16 protein-coding genes are annotated in these 14,477 nt (G+C 74.1%); 2 read left to right on the top strand and 14 right to left on the bottom strand.

Annotated features, from left to right (window positions below; all coding sequences use genetic code 11):
* Window positions 1-35: 35 nt before the first annotated feature.
* From ABUL08_RS25565 to ABUL08_RS25545, 5 genes are all read right to left on the bottom strand, one after another.
* Complete coding sequence (locus tag ABUL08_RS25565; protein ID WP_350932535.1) at window positions 36-1,289, bottom strand: outer membrane protein assembly factor BamB family protein; 1,254 nt, start codon at window positions 1,287-1,289, stop codon at window positions 36-38.
* Between the two features lie 86 nt (window positions 1,290-1,375).
* Window positions 1,376-1,858: an SRPBCC family protein gene (locus ABUL08_RS25560; protein ID WP_350932534.1), complete on the bottom strand. Its 483-nt coding sequence runs from the start codon at window positions 1,856-1,858 to the stop codon at window positions 1,376-1,378.
* Between the two features lie 110 nt (window positions 1,859-1,968).
* A complete protein-coding gene (locus ABUL08_RS25555; protein WP_350932533.1) occupies window positions 1,969-2,178 on the bottom strand; it encodes a DUF397 domain-containing protein in 210 nt (69 codons plus the stop codon).
* A 149-nt stretch (window positions 2,179-2,327) separates the two neighbouring features.
* Window positions 2,328-3,527: a fumarylacetoacetase gene (gene fahA, locus ABUL08_RS25550; protein WP_350932532.1), complete on the bottom strand. Its 1,200-nt coding sequence runs from the start codon at window positions 3,525-3,527 to the stop codon at window positions 2,328-2,330.
* Entirely contained in the window at window positions 3,524-4,390 is an 867-nt protein-coding gene (locus ABUL08_RS25545; RefSeq protein WP_350932531.1) for a hypothetical protein, read from the bottom strand. Before ABUL08_RS25545 ends, fahA begins: the two co-directional genes overlap by 4 nt.
* A 94-nt stretch (window positions 4,391-4,484) precedes the next feature.
* Here ABUL08_RS25545 and ABUL08_RS25540 point away from each other — a divergent pair, with 94 nt between their 5' ends.
* Window positions 4,485-5,651, top strand: coding sequence for a homogentisate 1,2-dioxygenase (locus ABUL08_RS25540; protein WP_350932529.1), 1,167 nt, complete (start codon window positions 4,485-4,487; stop codon window positions 5,649-5,651).
* Between the two features lie 52 nt (window positions 5,652-5,703).
* Here ABUL08_RS25540 and ABUL08_RS25535 read toward each other — a convergent pair whose 3' ends face one another.
* From ABUL08_RS25535 to ABUL08_RS25515, 5 genes are all read right to left on the bottom strand, one after another.
* The gene (locus ABUL08_RS25535; protein WP_350932528.1) at window positions 5,704-6,744 is read right to left on the bottom strand and encodes an NAD(P)-dependent alcohol dehydrogenase; all 1,041 of its coding nucleotides are present in this window, start codon (window positions 6,742-6,744) and stop codon (window positions 5,704-5,706) included.
* Between the two features lie 62 nt (window positions 6,745-6,806).
* Window positions 6,807-7,826, bottom strand: a complete 1,020-nt coding sequence (locus tag ABUL08_RS25530; protein ID WP_350932527.1) for a tetratricopeptide repeat protein — start codon at window positions 7,824-7,826, stop codon at window positions 6,807-6,809.
* A 39-nt stretch (window positions 7,827-7,865) separates the two neighbouring features.
* Entirely contained in the window at window positions 7,866-8,348 is a 483-nt protein-coding gene (gene ispF / locus ABUL08_RS25525) for a 2-C-methyl-D-erythritol 2,4-cyclodiphosphate synthase (RefSeq protein ID WP_350932526.1), read from the bottom strand.
* Between the two features lie 16 nt (window positions 8,349-8,364).
* The gene (ispD, locus tag ABUL08_RS25520; protein ID WP_350932524.1) at window positions 8,365-9,060 is read right to left on the bottom strand and encodes a 2-C-methyl-D-erythritol 4-phosphate cytidylyltransferase; all 696 of its coding nucleotides are present in this window, start codon (window positions 9,058-9,060) and stop codon (window positions 8,365-8,367) included.
* Between the two features lie 53 nt (window positions 9,061-9,113).
* On the bottom strand, window positions 9,114-9,599 hold the full coding sequence (locus ABUL08_RS25515; protein ID WP_089012187.1) for a CarD family transcriptional regulator: 486 nt from the start codon (window positions 9,597-9,599) through the stop codon (window positions 9,114-9,116).
* Window positions 9,600-9,957: 358 nt separating this feature from the next.
* Between ABUL08_RS25515 and ABUL08_RS25510 the strand changes: the two genes are divergently transcribed.
* Window positions 9,958-10,680 (top strand): hypothetical protein, encoded by a 723-nt coding sequence (locus ABUL08_RS25510; RefSeq protein WP_350932523.1) that lies wholly within the window; start codon window positions 9,958-9,960, stop codon window positions 10,678-10,680.
* Window positions 10,681-10,697: 17 nt separating this feature from the next.
* On the opposite strand, the gene ABUL08_RS25505 is transcribed toward ABUL08_RS25510, so the two are convergent.
* From ABUL08_RS25505 to ABUL08_RS25490, 4 genes are all read right to left on the bottom strand, one after another.
* The gene (locus ABUL08_RS25505; protein WP_350932522.1) at window positions 10,698-11,258 is read right to left on the bottom strand and encodes a hypothetical protein; all 561 of its coding nucleotides are present in this window, start codon (window positions 11,256-11,258) and stop codon (window positions 10,698-10,700) included.
* A 51-nt stretch (window positions 11,259-11,309) separates the two neighbouring features.
* Window positions 11,310-12,368 carry a type III polyketide synthase gene (locus tag ABUL08_RS25500; RefSeq protein WP_350932521.1) on the bottom strand — a complete coding sequence of 353 codons (1,059 nt, stop codon included), beginning with the start codon at window positions 12,366-12,368 and terminating at the stop codon, window positions 11,310-11,312.
* Window positions 12,369-12,465: 97 nt separating this feature from the next.
* Window positions 12,466-13,632: an acyl-CoA dehydrogenase family protein gene (locus tag ABUL08_RS25495; RefSeq protein ID WP_350932520.1), complete on the bottom strand. Its 1,167-nt coding sequence runs from the start codon at window positions 13,630-13,632 to the stop codon at window positions 12,466-12,468.
* Window positions 13,633-13,674: 42 nt separating this feature from the next.
* Window positions 13,675-14,436 carry a class I SAM-dependent methyltransferase gene (locus tag ABUL08_RS25490; protein ID WP_350932518.1) on the bottom strand — a complete coding sequence of 254 codons (762 nt, stop codon included), beginning with the start codon at window positions 14,434-14,436 and terminating at the stop codon, window positions 13,675-13,677.
* Between the last annotated feature and the right edge of the window lie 41 nt (window positions 14,437-14,477).

The following is a 14,477-nucleotide window of genomic DNA, read 5'->3' as shown; positions in this document are numbered from 1 at the left end:
GGCGAGTCGGGGCCCGGCGTCCGGCCGGGCCCCGCTCAGGTGGCGGCCAGCAGCACCGCCTCGGCCATCAGGAAGTACGCCTGGTCGTCGTCGTCCGGGGTGGCCCGCTCCCGCAGCCGCTCCACCGCGAGATAGCCGCCCCCCGCGTACACCCGGCCGGGCACCCAGCCGATCCCGTCGTGTCCGATGTCCAGCGCGAAGCGGGAGCGCACGGCACCGGTGACCGGGTTCAGGGTCACCAGGTCGTTCCGCCCGGTCAACAGGTGCACCCGCCCGGGCTGCATCGCGAGAATCCTCACCGGCCCGAGGTCGGCCCGCCGCCACAGCTCCTCGCCGGTGCGCGCCGAGCGGCCGGTGACCACTCCCCCGGCGGTACCGACCACCCGCTCGCCGGCCAGCTCCGCGTCCGGCCCGTCGAGGGCGGGCTCGGGCACCGGCTCCCCCGGACCGGTCAGCCAGCCCCGGCCGGCGTCGTCACCCGGCCCACTGGTCCGCAGGCCCCGGCACCCCGACCGCGCGTCCAGGCAGCCCACCGGGGTCACCACCAGATCGTCGGGGGCGCCCGGCGGACGCCAGCGGGTACGCACCGAGCCGGTGGCGACGTCCCGGAACTCGACCGTCGCGGGTCGGGCGCAGCCGTCGACGGTGACCAGTTCGCCGGCCGCGGTGGTCGCCACGTCCGTACGGCAGCCGCCCGGCACGTCGGTCCGCCAGAGCGCCCGGCCACCGGCCAGGTCGTAGCCGGCCACGGCCCGGGCACCGACGGCGACCAGCACCTCGCGGCCGTCGACGGCCCGGGTGACGTGCAGCCCCGCCGGGTCCCAGACGGTGCCGGCCCCGGTGCGGCGGGGCTCGGTGACCGGCCCCGGCGCGGGTCCGTCGGCCCGCCAGGCGACCCGGCCGGTACGACCGTCCAACCCGACGAGCGTCCCGTCCGACCAGCGGCTGACCACGGTGGCGCCGCTCGCCACCACCCCGACCAGCTTCGCCGGCCAGCGCCGGTACGACCAGAACGGGGTGACCCGGTGCTTGCCGTCGACCGGCTGGTCGGCGTACACCTGCCGGGTGCCGGCGTAGACCCGGAGCCGGCCGTCCACGATCAGCGGCGCGACCGGCAGCCGGCCGATCACCCCGACGGGTGGGCTCGCCACCGCCGGGTACGCGGCCCGGGCCGGCGTGTCGACCTCGGCGGGGGCGAGCACCCGATAGGCGATGGCGGCGACCACCGCGACGGTGAGCACGCCGGCCACCGCCACCGTGAGCCGTCGTCGCCCCGAGGTCTTCCCCATGCCCCACCTCCGCCCGGCACCCTACCCACCGGCGGCACCGGGCCACCGCGCGGCGCGGGCTGCCGTGTCGGGTGGGGGTGGTCGGCTCAGGCGGCCTCGGCGGTGTCGGCGGGGGCGACGGCGCGGGCCAGGTCGGCCAGGTCGCGCCGGAGGGCGCCCTCCACGGCGCGGGCGGCGAGCCCGCCGAGGATGAGCGCCAGCACCCGCCCGTACGGGCCGGTGGGGAGCGCCTCCTGCTCGACGGTGACAGCCGTGCAGCCACGCCGTCGACGCTCGACGGCCCGCAGCGACCAGGTGATCCGGTAGTCCACCCCGGCACCGGGTGAGGTGAGCACCAGCCGGGTCGGCGCGACGGCCTCGACCACCACGAACTCCTCCGGCTGCTCCCCGCCGTCCGGCCGGTGCCGGGTCTCCCGCCAGGCCGTGCCGGGGCCGAACCCGTCCCCGGTGAGCACCTCGACCGCGCCCACCGCGGAGAGCCAGCCGCCCCGGGCGGAGAGGTCGGTGAGGAGCCGCCAGACGTCGTCGGCCTGGGCCTCGATGAATTCGGTAACCGTCACCGTCGACATGGCACCTCCCGTGCCGTCCACGGTACGGCGAGTGACGGGTCGACGGGGAGCCCGCGGTGACATTTCCACCACCGGTGCCCCGATCGGGGCACCGGACCGCGGGCACCGGGTCAGGCGTGGAACCGCCCGGTGCGGATCGCGTCGACGAACGCCGTCCAGCCCGGCGGGCTGACCGTCAGCGTCGGCCCCTGCCGGTCCTTGGAGTCGCGTACGCCGACCACGCCGTGGGCGGCGACCACGTTGGCCGCCACCTCCACGCAGAGACCCTGGTCGTTGGAGCGGCTGCTGGTACGCCAGATCGCTCCGGTGAGATCGGTCATCCTCGTTGCCTCCTGTCCGTGTGCGCGCGCCACGGGACGGCCCGGGGAGGCTCGGCGTGACGGCGGAATCCGCGACGATCAACGCGGAAAGCGCCGTCCCCGGTCGCACAGCGGGTGCGACCGGGGACGGGCGTACGGACGGGCCGGGCTCAGCGGGCGGGGAGGATGGTGCCGGTGACCTCGCCGAGGGCGATGGTGGTGCCGTCCGGGCCGGGTGCGGTGGCCGTGACGGTGACCGTGTCGCCGTCCTCCAGGAAGGTGCGGGTCCCGCCGTCGGCGAACTTGACCGGCTCGGTGCCGCCCCAGGTGAGTTCCAGGAACGAGCCGACCTGGCCGCGCTCGGTGCCGGAGACCGTGCCGGAGGCGTAGAGGTCGCCGGTGCGCAGCGACGCCCCGTTGACGGTGAGGTGGGCGAGCTGCTGGGCCGGCGTCCAGTACATGGTCGCGAACGGCGGCTCGCTGACCCGTTCGCCGTTCCACTCGACGGCCAGGGCCAGGTCGAGGCCCAGGTGCGGGGTGTCGTGCAGGTAGTTCTGCACCGGCGGGTCCTGGTCGGGCGCGGGCACGAACGCGTCGGCCAGCGCGTCGAGCGGGGTCACCCAGGCCGACACCGAGGTGGCGAAGGACTTGCCGAGGAACGGGCCGAGCGGCTGGTATTCCCAGGCCTGGATGTCCCGAGCCGACCAGTCGTTGACCAGCACCACGCCGAAGACGTGGTCGGCGAAGTCGTCGATCGCCACCCGGTCGCCGAGGGCGCTCGGCACGCCGACCACGAAACCGACCTCGGCCTCGATGTCGAGGCGTACGGACGGGCCGGTGGTCGGGCCCTGCGGGGTGGCCCGCTGCCCGCAGGGGCGGACGACCGGGGTGCCGGAGACCACCACCGTGCCGGCCCGACCGTGGTAGCCGATCGGCACGTGCTTCCAGTTGGGCAGCAGCGGCGGCTGGCCGGGGCGGAAGATCTGCCCGACGTTCGAGGCGTGGTGCTCCGACGAATAGAAGTCGACGTAGTCGGCCACCTCGAAGGGCAGCAGCAGCGTCACCTCGCGCAGCGGCACCAGCAGCGGCTCGGTGGCCGACCGGTGGGTCTCGTCGGTGAGCAGCTCGACGACCCGCTGCCGGACGGCGGTCCACTGCGGACGGCCGAGCGCCATGAAGTCGTTCAGCGTGGGTCGGCCGAGCGCACCGCCGGCCAGCACCAGGCCGGCCGCCTCCGCGCCGGCCAGGTCGAGGACGAAGTCCCCGATGCGTACGCCGATGCGGGGCTCGCGGTCGCCGTGCCGGAACACCCCGTACGGCAGGTTGGTCACCCCGTACCCGGAACCGTCGGCACCAGTAACCCAGCTCATTCCTCAAAACCCCCGTTCACCAGCCCCAGCCGGATCAGATCGGTCAGTGGTTCGGTCATGCTGCACGAGCCGTACCCGATCCAGAGCGGGCGCGGCGTGTCGAGGCCGCCCCGGACCGGTTCGACGAGGCGCACCGGATCGGTGGCGGCGAGCAGTTCGGCCACGGCGTCGACCTCGGCGCCGTCGACGGCGGCGAGGGTCGCGGCGAGCACGTTGACGAAGCCGTGGTGGGTGAAGCCGGTCTCCGGGTCGCGGTGCCGCACCGCGTGGTGCAGCCCGGCGGTCAGCTTGAACGGCAGCTCCCGGTCCCGGCAGGCGCAGATCACCGCGGCCAGCTCCACCGGGGTCGGGAAGAGTTCGGCGGCCAGCCCGCCGGTGCGGAACTTGGCGGCGACGGGCAGCCCGTCGGCACGTGCCTCGGCCACGGTGTCGAGCGCGGCCAGCAGCCCGAAGGTCAGCGGGATCTCGGCATAGACGGGGGTGCCGCCCAGCTTCTCGGTGAGCTTGATCAGCTCGGCCAGCCCCGGCTGCGGGTCCTCGCCGCGCTTGGCGACCGGCGCCTCGATCTGCCGGGCGGTCACCCCGTCCGGCGGCAGGAAGGAGAGCGCGAAGGGCAACTGGTCGACGCCGGTGTCGCCGATCAGCCCGATGACGAAGCCCTCGCTGCGGTTCACCAGTGCGCCGAGCTCACCGGCGGCGATCGCCGAGGCGGGCAGCAGCAGCGGGCCGACCAGGTCGGCGTACCAGGCGGCGCGGTGGCGACGGTGGGCGGCCACCGCGTCGGGCAGCGTCGCGCTGCCGGGCGGGAAGACGGCGGCGTCGTCGACGAGACCGGCGAAGAGGCGGGGCACCTGCGTTGACACGAGACAAGAATTTACGGGACGCTACAAGGAACGGACAACAGCGTCCGATTATCGGACGCCACCGGCCGGAGAACGGGACATAACGGAGGGCGAGATGCCGTACTACCGCAGCGTCGGTGAGGTGCCCCGCAAGCGCCACACCCAGTTCCGCCAGCCCGACGGCAGCCTCTACGCCGAGGAACTGGTCGGCCAGGAAGGCTTCTCCTCCGACTCGTCCCTGCTCTACCACCGGTACGCGCCGACCGCGATCGTCGCCGCCGAGGAGTTCACCCCGCCGACCTTCAGCCGGGTGCCGAACCTGCCGCTCAAGCCGCGCCACCTGCGTACCCACAAGCTCGACGGCACGGGCGCGGACCCGGTGCTCGGCCGGCAGTACCTGCTCGCCAACGACGACGTCCGGATCGCGTACGTGCTGGCCGACCGGCCGTCCCCGCTCTTCCGCGACGCCACCGGCGACCACTGCCTCTATCTGGAGTCCGGCACGCTGCGGGTCGAGTCCCCGTTCGGCGTGCTCGACGCGGTGGCCGGCGACTACGTCGTCATCCCCACCTCGACCATCCACCGGCTGGTCCCCACCGGCGACGAGCCGGTCCGGCTGCTCGCCGTCGAGGCCGCCGGCCACATCGGCCCGCCCAAGCGCTACCTCTCCGTCCGGGGCCAGTTCCTGGAGCACTCGCCGTACTGCGAGCGGGACGTCCGGGGACCGGACGCGCCGCTACAGGTCGACGGGGAGGACGTCGAGGTGCTGGTGAAGCACCGGCGCGGCTGGACGAAGTACGTCTACGCGAACCACCCGTTCGACGTGGTCGGCTGGGACGGGCACCTCTACCCGTGGGCGTTCTCCATCCACGACTTCGAGCCGATCACCGGCCGGATCCACCAGCCGCCGCCCGTGCACCAGACCTTCCAGGGCCCGAACTTCGTGATCTGCTCCTTCGTGCCCCGCAAGGTCGACTACCACCCCGACGCGATCCCGGTGCCGTACAACCACCACAACGTCGACTCCGACGAGATGCTCTTCTACACCGGCGGCAACTACGAGGCGCGGCGCGGCTCCGGCATCGAACAGGGGTCGATCTCGCTGCACCCGTCCGGCTTCACCCACGGCCCGCAGCCGGGTGCCGCCGAGCGCTCGATCGGCGTGGACTTCTTCGACGAGCTGGCCGTCATGGTCGACACCTTCCGTCCGCTGGACCTCTGCGACGCCGGCACCGCCTGCGAGGACGACGGCTACGCCTGGACCTGGGCGCGGAAGGGCTGACGTACGCGGAAAGGGGCCGCGCCCGGCACGGACGCGGCCCCTGCGGATCGACTCAGAACGTCGAGGCGTCGATGACGAAGCGGTAGCGGACGTCGGAGGCGAGCACCCGCTCGTACGCCTCGTTGATCTTCTCGGCAGGGATGACCTCGATCTCGGCGCCGATGCCGTGCTCGGCGCAGAAGTCGAGCATCTCCTGCGTCTCGGCGATGCCGCCGATCATCGAGCCGGCGAACGACCGGCGGGCCGGGATCAGCGAGAACGCGTGCACCGACAGCGGGTCCTCGGGCGCGCCCACGTTGACCAGCGTCCCGTCCACGGCCAGCAGCCGCAGGTACGCGTCGAGGTCGATCTTCGCGCTGACCGTGTTGATGATCAGGTCGAAGGAACCCGCCAGCTTGGTGAACGTCTCCTCGTCGGAGGTGGCGTGGTAGTGGTCGGCGCCGAGGCGCAGCCCGTCCTCCTGCTTCTTCAGCGACTGCGACAGCACGGTGACCTCGGCGCCCATCGCGTGCGCCAGCTTGACCGCCATGTGGCCGAGGCCGCCCATGCCGATCACGGCCACCCGGCTGCCCGGCCCGGCGTTCCAGTGCCGCAGCGGGGAGTAGGTGGTGATGCCGGCGCAGAGCAGCGGCGCGGCGGCGTCCAGCTCGATGCCGTCCGGGATGCGCAGCACGAAGTCCTCGGTGACCACGATGGCCTGGGCGTAGCCGCCCTGGGTCGGCTGCCCGTCGGCGTCGACGGCGCCGTACGTGCCGACGTTGCCCTTCAGGCAGTACTGCTCCAGGCCCTTGCGGCAGTTGTCGCACTCCCGGCAGGAGTCGACCATGCAGCCGACGCCGGCCCGGTCGCCGACAGCGAACTTCGTCACCGCCGACCCGACCTCGCGGACCACGCCGGCGATCTCGTGGCCGACCACGATCGGATAGGTGGTGGGACCCCACTCGCTGCGCGCGGTGTGGATGTCGGAGTGGCAGATGCCGGAGAACTTGATGTCGATCAGGACGTCGTGCGGCCCGAGGTCGCGTCGTTCGATGGTCGTCGGGGCGAGCGGTTCGGTCGCGGACTGTGCCGCGTAAGCGTTGACGGTAAGCACGCACTCCTCTTTACCCCGGGACCCCGCGTTCACCACCGTAGCCTCGGTCACGCCCCGGCCGGTCAGCGTCGGGCGAAGACCGCGAACTGGGCCACCACCGTCACCGTGATCGCGGCGACCAGCGGCCACGGCGTACCGACCAGCGCGTAGAGCAGCAGCAGCACCGGACCGGCGGCCACCGCGCCGACGGCGAGCGCCAGCGCGCGGTCCGACCGGAGCAGGCCGGGCAGGATCGTCCGGGCCAGCCCGGGCAGCCCGGCGGCGAACCGCCACACCACCAGCGCGCCACCGAACGCGGCCAACGCCGCGAAGAGCCGGGAGGTGCCGGGCCCGGCGGGAGCGAGGAAGGCGACCAGTACGGTGCCGATCAGCGACCAACCGGCGCCGTAGAGCACCAGCCACCGCAGGCCGTCGGAGATCGTACGACCCGCGTCCGGCCGCGCCGGGTCCAGCGCGACCGCCTCCGCCAGGTGCTCCAACGCCTCGGCGTAGCGGCGCTGCTCCAACCGGATGACGCCCATGTCGTGCCGGGCCTCCGCCAGCTGCGGGTCGAGCCGCAGCGCCTCCCGGTAGGCGCGTTCGGCCAGGTCGAACAGCTCCAGCCGGGCCGCCACCAGGCCGAGCACCAGGTGCGCCTGCGGTGCCTCGGGGTCCAGCTCCACCCCACGCCAGGCCGCGTCCAGCGCCGGCTGGCCGTTGCGCGAGCCGGCCAGGATCGCGGCGGCGCTGCGCTGCGCGTACGCGTCGACCGGCCCCAGTGCCAGGATCTCGTCGGCGGTGCCCGCGGCGGCGCGGAACTCGCGCAGGTCGACCAGCGCGAGCCCGCGCACCACCAACGGTGGGATCACGCCCGGGGCGGCCGCCACGGCGGCGTCGGCGGCGGTCAGCGCCTCGGTCGACCGGCCGGCGGCGAGCTGGATCCGGGCCAGCATGGTCAGGGCGACGGAGTCGGTGGGGTGCGCCGCGATCGCGGGAGCCAGCTCCCCGGCGGCCTCGTCGTAGCGGCCCAGCTCGGCGAGGAGCTGCGCCCGCTGGAGGTGCCCGTCGGCGGCGGACTGGTCAGGGGCGGCGTCACTCGACATCCCGGCGAGCCTAACCGGCACCCATCCGGTCCGCCCGCCTCAGTCGGCGGGAGCCTCGTAGACCAGGGCCACGGCGATGCCGGTCAGGCCCTCGCCCCGGCCGGGAAAGCCCAGGCCGTCGGTGGTGGCGGCGGAGACGGTGACCGGGGCGCCGACCGCCGCGGAGAGCACCCGCTGCGCCTCGTCGCGGCGGGGCCCGATCTTCGGCCGGTTGCCGATCACCTGGACCGAGACGTTGCCGATCCGGAAGCCGGCGGCGCGGACCCGGCGGGCGCTCTCGGTGAGCAGGGCCACCCCGGACGCGCCGGCCCACTCCGGCTGGTTGACCCCGAAGTTCGCGCCGAGGTCGCCGAGGCCGGCCGCGGAGAGCAGCGCGTTGCAGGCCGCGTGCGCCACCACGTCGGCGTCCGAGTGGCCGGCCAGGCCGTCCTGGTCCGGCCAGTGCAGGCCGGCGACCCAGCAGGGCCGGCCGGCGGCGAAGGCGTGCACGTCCGTGCCGATGGCCACCCGAGGAACGATCATGAACCGAGCGTACGCGTCACGAGTCGAGGGTCAGCAGGTGCTCGGCGAGAGCCAGGTCGAACGGTCGGGTGATCTTCAGAGCCAGCTCCGACCCCGGTACGCAGAACACCGGGACGCCCTGCTTCTCGACCAGCCCGGCGTCGTCGGTCAGCGGGTCCCCCGCTGCGGCGTGGGCGGCGGCCAGCACCGACCTGCGGAAGCCCTGGGGGGTCTGCACCGCCCGCAGCGCGGACCGGTCGACCGTGCCGAGGACGCGCTCGGCGACGTCGACCTCCTTGATCGTGTCGACCACCGGCAGCACGGGGATCACCGCGTCGTGGCCGGAGCGGACCGCCTCGGCGACCGATTCGACCAGCGCGGACGGGGTGAGCGCCCGGGCCGCGTCGTGCACCAGCACGATCCGTGGCCCGGCGGGGACGGCGGCCAGCGCGGCGGCCACGGAGGCCTGCCGTTCCGCCCCACCGGGCACGACGGTCACCGGGGCGACCGGCGCCAGCAGCCGCCGGACGAACTCCACGTCGGCAGCCGGGGCGGCGATCACGATGGTGTGCACCGACGGCGCTGCGGCGATCCGGCGGACGGCGTGGACCAGCAGCGGTTCGCCGGCCAACGGTCGGAGCGCCTTGGGGGCGCCGGGGCCGAGGCGTACGCCGGCACCGGCCGCAGGAACAAGGACCGCGACGTCACCGCGCGGATTGAGCTGCGCGGTCACGTCGCGGTCCTCGGAATTCTCTGCTGTTACCCGGGTACGGCGATGCTGTGGGACTAGGCCTCGCCCAGCACCTTGTCGAGCAGCGACTCCGCCTCGTCCTTGGTGCTCTTCTCGGCCAGCGCGACCTCGCCGACGAGAATGTCGCGGGCCTTGGCGAGCATGCGCTTCTCACCCGCGGAAAGGCCCCGCTCCCGCTCTCGACGCCACAGGTCGCGGACGACCTCGGCGACCTTCAGCGGGTTACCGGAGGCCAGCTTCTCCAGATTCGCCTTGTAACGCCGCGACCAGTTGGTCGGCTCCTCGGTGTGCGGTGCACGGAGCACGTCGAAGACCTTGCCCAGGCCCTCTTCGCCGACCACCTCGCGCACACCCACGATCTCGGCGTTCTCGGCGGGCACCCGGACCGTCAGGTCACCCTGTGCGACCCTCAGGACGAGGTACTGCTTAGGCTCGCCCTTGATGACCCGAGTCTCGATTGCCTCGATGAGTGCGGCCCCGTGGTGGGGGTAAACAACGGTCTCGCCGACACTGAAAACCATAGGTTCGAAACCCCTTTCGCTGTGTCTAGGGTAACACGCTCAGGCACCGATGTCTCACCGCTGTCCTGACCGTTGGCGCAGCTCAGGGGCCCTGTGAGAGGTATTTCTTCAGCTTGACAGGCGGTCAAACCGATGGTTTGAACACGCTCCGTGAGCAACGGATGACAACCCGGTACGGGTGATCGGAGCGTCGATATCTTCGGAGCGTCGACATCTTTGAACGTCGCAATCCAGGGCATGCGCACCCCCATGATATCCCGTCAATCCCGGGTGCGCCCAGGTGTAGCGGTACGCGGACCGGTGCGGGACGCTGGAGGGGGACGCTTGTCCGCTCACCGAGACGGTTCCTGGGGGTCCGATGGGCATGCCTGACGCAGAAGGCCACGGGCCCTCCGACGGACTGCCCGACCTGCCACCGGAGTGGGGTCGGGTGGTCGTACCGGACGATGCCGCCGCACTCGCCGAGGAGGCCCGGCAGCTCCGCCGCGAGCTACGGCGACAGGCCAACGCCCGCCGCTGGCGTCGCCGGCTCGGCCTCGCCCCCCGACCCGACGGACGACCCCCGCTCGCCCTGCCGGTGCTGATCCTGGTCATCTCCGTGCTCACCACGCTGGCCGGGCTGATGGCGGTCACCTGGCCGCGGGCTCCCCGCTCCTCCGGCAGCCCCACCGTGGTCCCGTACCCGACGGCGACCCTGCTCACCGACCAGCCGCTGCCGGCGTTGGACCTGGTCGACGCCGACGACTCGCCCGTCCCCCTGCGCAGCCTGCTGCCGGCGGTGATCGTCCTGGTGGACGCCTGCACCTGCGGCGAGCGGGTCGCCGAGGCGGCCGCCGCCGCGCCCGCCGGGGTCACCGTGGTCACCGTGACCGACGGCCGGGACATCGACCCCACCCCCGCCCCGGGGGTACGCGCCCTCGCCGACCCCGCCGGCGGCCTCCGCGCCTTCCTGCACCTGCCCGCCCGCCCCGGCACGGCCACCGCCCTGCTGGTCGACCGGGAGAGCGAACTGGTCCGGGTCGTGCCCGAACTCGGCACCGTCGAGGACTACCGGGCCGACCTGGCCCGCCTCACCGGCTGACCGGCTCGACCGACCGCTCAGGACAGCGCGGAGAGCCGTGCGTCGAGGTCCACCCCGCCGCCGGTGGCGACGAAGCGCACCTGCAACGGCCCGCCCGACGCGGTCACGGTCACCGTGGCCGACGCGCCCGTGCAGTCGACCGGCAGCCCCGATCCACCGTCACCCGTGCCCGAGAAGGTGACAGTCAGCTTCCCCGGCCCGGTGCAGCCCACCAGGAGCAGGTAGTCCTCGTCGGCCGCTGCGGCCGTCTGCCGCACCAGCGGCGGTCCGGCCCCGTCCAGGTGGGACCGCTCGGCCCAGACCGGGTACGCGACCTCCGCCCGGGCCGGGGCACTCGGCTCCTCCTGCAGCACCAGCGTCTCCCGAGGACCGGGCAGGACACCCCCGTCCTCCGGGTCGACGGACACCAGCAGCCGGTCGAGCGGCGACCCGGCCGTCGGCGTCGGGGCGACCCGCGCCACGAGCGGACCGGTGGCCGGGGCGGACTCCCGCCACCACCAACCGCCCCCGACGAGCACGGCCAGGGCCGACCCGGCCAGCAACGCCCCGCGTACCCGCTCCGTGGCCTCCGCGCCCATACGGCCAGCGTAACCGCGGGTCGCCGCCGGCACCGGCCGTGAGTCGGGCGCTCAGTCGGTGCGCTCCAGCAGGGCCGCGTACAGGGTCAGGCCCGGGCCGAAGGCCAGCATCACGATCCGCTCCGGCGGTGTCGGCGCCCGCCGCAGCCGGTCCAGGATCAACAGCACCGTCGGCGACGAACAGTTCCCGTGCTCGTCCAGCACGGCCCGGGACGCCGCCAACGCCTCCTCCGGCAGGGCCAGCTCGCGTTCGACCACGTTGAGGATGCGCGGCCCGCCCGGGTGCACCGCCCAGCCGTCCACGTCGGACCGGGTCCGCCCGTGCCGGGCCAGCAGGTCGTCCACCAGCCCCGTCACGTGACGGGAGAGCACCTGCGGAACCTTCGGCGACAGCCCCATCCGGAAACCGGTGTCGGTGACGTCCCACGTCATGTGGTCCGCCGTCGAGGTGTCGGTGACCGAGGCGACCTCGCGCAACGCGTACCCCGGGCCGCCGGGCACGACCACGGCGGCGACCGCGGCGTCCGAGAAGAGCGCGTGGGAGACGATCTGCTGGGTGTCCACCCGGGCACCGGCCGGCTGGATGTGCAGGCTGGTCAGCTCCGCGCAGAGCAGCAGCGCCGGGCGGCCCCGCGCGGTGACGAAGTCACTGACCGCGCCCAGCCCCGGCAGGGCCGCGTAGCAACCCATGTGGCCGACGAACATCCGTTGGGCGTCCGGCGCCATGCCGAGATCCCGGGCGAGCAGGATGTCCAGCCCGGGGGTCGCGTACCCGGTGCAGGAGCAGACCACGAAGAGCCCGACGTCGCCCGCGTCCAGCCCGGCGGCGGTCAACGCCCGGCCCACCGCCTCCTTGCCCAGCGGCAACGCCTCCACCTGGTAGCGGCGCATCCGCCGCTCGGTCGGCCAGTCCGAGACGTCCTCCAGCAGCGGGTTGACCGCCGCCTGCCGACGGGACACCCCCGAGTTGGCGAAGATCCGCTCGGCCAGCGCGCGGGTGGTGCCGGAGAAGTGCTTGGAAAAGAAGTTCTCCCAGAGTTCGTCCTGCGTGGCGCCCGGCGGCTGCGCCGCACCCAGACCCGCGATCACCGGCACGGCCATGATCCCCACCTCTCGTCGCCTGCTGCCTGCCTGCCCACTCCTCGCACTCGCGGGCCAGCGTTCGTTCGTGACTGCGGGGCTCGCAACCCCGGCTCACTCCTCGCACTCACCAACGAGGCGTCGATGCGTCGCGGTCCGGGTCGCCGCCCAGCGCGGCGATGCCCAACCAGTCCGCGCAGACGTCCGACGTCGCCGGGTGCAGCGAGCCGCAGCGGGCGTCCCGGTAGAGCCGCTCCAGCGGATGTCCGCGGCGGGTCGCCGAGGTGCCGGCCGCCTCCAGCATGGACGCCGCCACCTCGGCGGCCGTGGTGCCGGCGAGCAGCTTCGCCCGCCACACCCACCGGTTGGTCTCCGCGTCACCGGGGGCCTCGTCCACCCGGCGCGCCGCCTCGGCCACCACCAGCCCGGCCGCCGCCACCGCCGCGTCCGCGCGACCCAGCCGGGCGCGTACCGCCGGCAGGCCGGCGAGGTTCCGGGCGTTCAGGTGCTCGGCCGCCGCGTCGATCGCGGCCCGGGCCACCCCCACGTAGACCGCGGCGTAGCTGGCCACCAACCAGTGCGGCATGAGCTGGGCGACCACCAGGGCCAGCCCCTCCACGCCGCCGAGCAGCCGGTCGGTCGGCACGGTGACGTCCAGGTGCAGGTCGTGCGAGCTGGTGGCCCGCATGCCCAGGGAGTCCCAGGTGGGCTCGACGGTGAGCCCCTCACCGGCCGGGACCAGGAACTGGGAGACCACCGACGGGTCGGTCGCGCTGCGGGCGGCCACCAGGTAGCCGTCGGGGTGCCCCGCGCCGGAGCAGAAGGTCTTGCTGCCCTTGAGGTGCCAGCCCCCGTCGACCGGTTCGTAGACCGTGGTGAGCTGGGACAGGCGGGCACCCGCGCCGCGCTCGCTCATCGCGACGGCGTACCAGGAGCCCTCGGCCGCCGCGCGGAGCAGCCGGTCCCGCGCCGCCAACGCCTCCTCCGGTACGCCCAGCGCCTCGGCCAGCTCCTCGGTGACCGCGCCGAGCGCCCCGGTGACCGAGGCGTGCATGTTGAACACCAGCGCCGTCGCACCGTTGCCCCGGGCCAGCTCGGTGGCGACGGCGGCGTACTCGGCGAAGGTGGCACCGAGGCCACCCAGCTCCCGGGGCACCATCAGCCCGAAGAGCCCGGCCTCCCGCAGATCGGCGAAGTCGTCGACCGGGAAGGAGCCCTCCCGGTCGTGCTCCGCCGCGCGGGCGGCCAGTCGCGGCGCCAACCGGCGGGCCGCCTCCAGCGCGTGCACAGTCATCTAGCCCCCTTCTCGGCGTCCCTTTACCCCGGGTGGCCCCGGCTACCCGCCCCGGACCCCGCGGCCCTGATAGAGCACCGCGGTCGACCGGGTCGGCACGATCCGCGGCCCGGTCCCGCCCAGACGGTCGGCGGACCGGCCCCGCATCCGTCGGAACAGCCAGCCCGCCGTGCCCCGCAGCTCCGGACGGACCCCCCGTACCCGCAGGTCGACGCCGTGCCGGGCGCACTCGGCGACCAGGGCGCGAGCGTCCACGAACAACCGTGGGTCGTGGATGCCGCGCGGCACGGCCGGGAGCCGCTCACCGATCTCCACCGCCACCAGCCGGGCCAGCAGCGTGTCGTTGAGGGTGTCCAGCACCAGCAGGCCGCCGGGGCGGAGCAGCCGGCACGCCTCGGCGACCGCCCGCCGCCAGTCCGGCACGTGTTCCAGCAGCTCACCGGCGGAGACCACGTCAGCGCAGCCGTCGGCGAGCGGGACCGCGGTCGCGTCGCCGTTGACCACGGTCACCCCGTGCTCGGCGGCCTGCCGCAGGGCGGACCGGGTGAGGTCCACCCCGACGTGCCGGTAGCCCTTGCCGGCCAGGTGCGGGGCGAGCAGGCCGGCACCGCAGCCCAGGTCCACCAGGAGCGCGCCCGGTCGGGTGGCCGGCGGCACCAGGGCGGCACGGGCCCGGGCCAGCCAGTGCAGCATCGCGAACGCCCCGTCCGGCCGCCACCACTCGTCGGCGAGGTCGTCGTACTGGCGGGGGTCGTTGGGAGGCAGCACCCGGGGCGGGGTGGACACCGGGGGCGCGTCTGGCATGGACCGAGCGTGACACGGCTCCCTGACAACGGCCAGACTTC

This window comes from Micromonospora sp. CCTCC AA 2012012, from assembly GCF_040499845.1.
Lineage (GTDB): Bacteria > Actinomycetota > Actinomycetes > Mycobacteriales > Micromonosporaceae > Micromonospora > Micromonospora mangrovi.
This window is presented reverse-complemented; position numbering and strand designations above follow the sequence as displayed.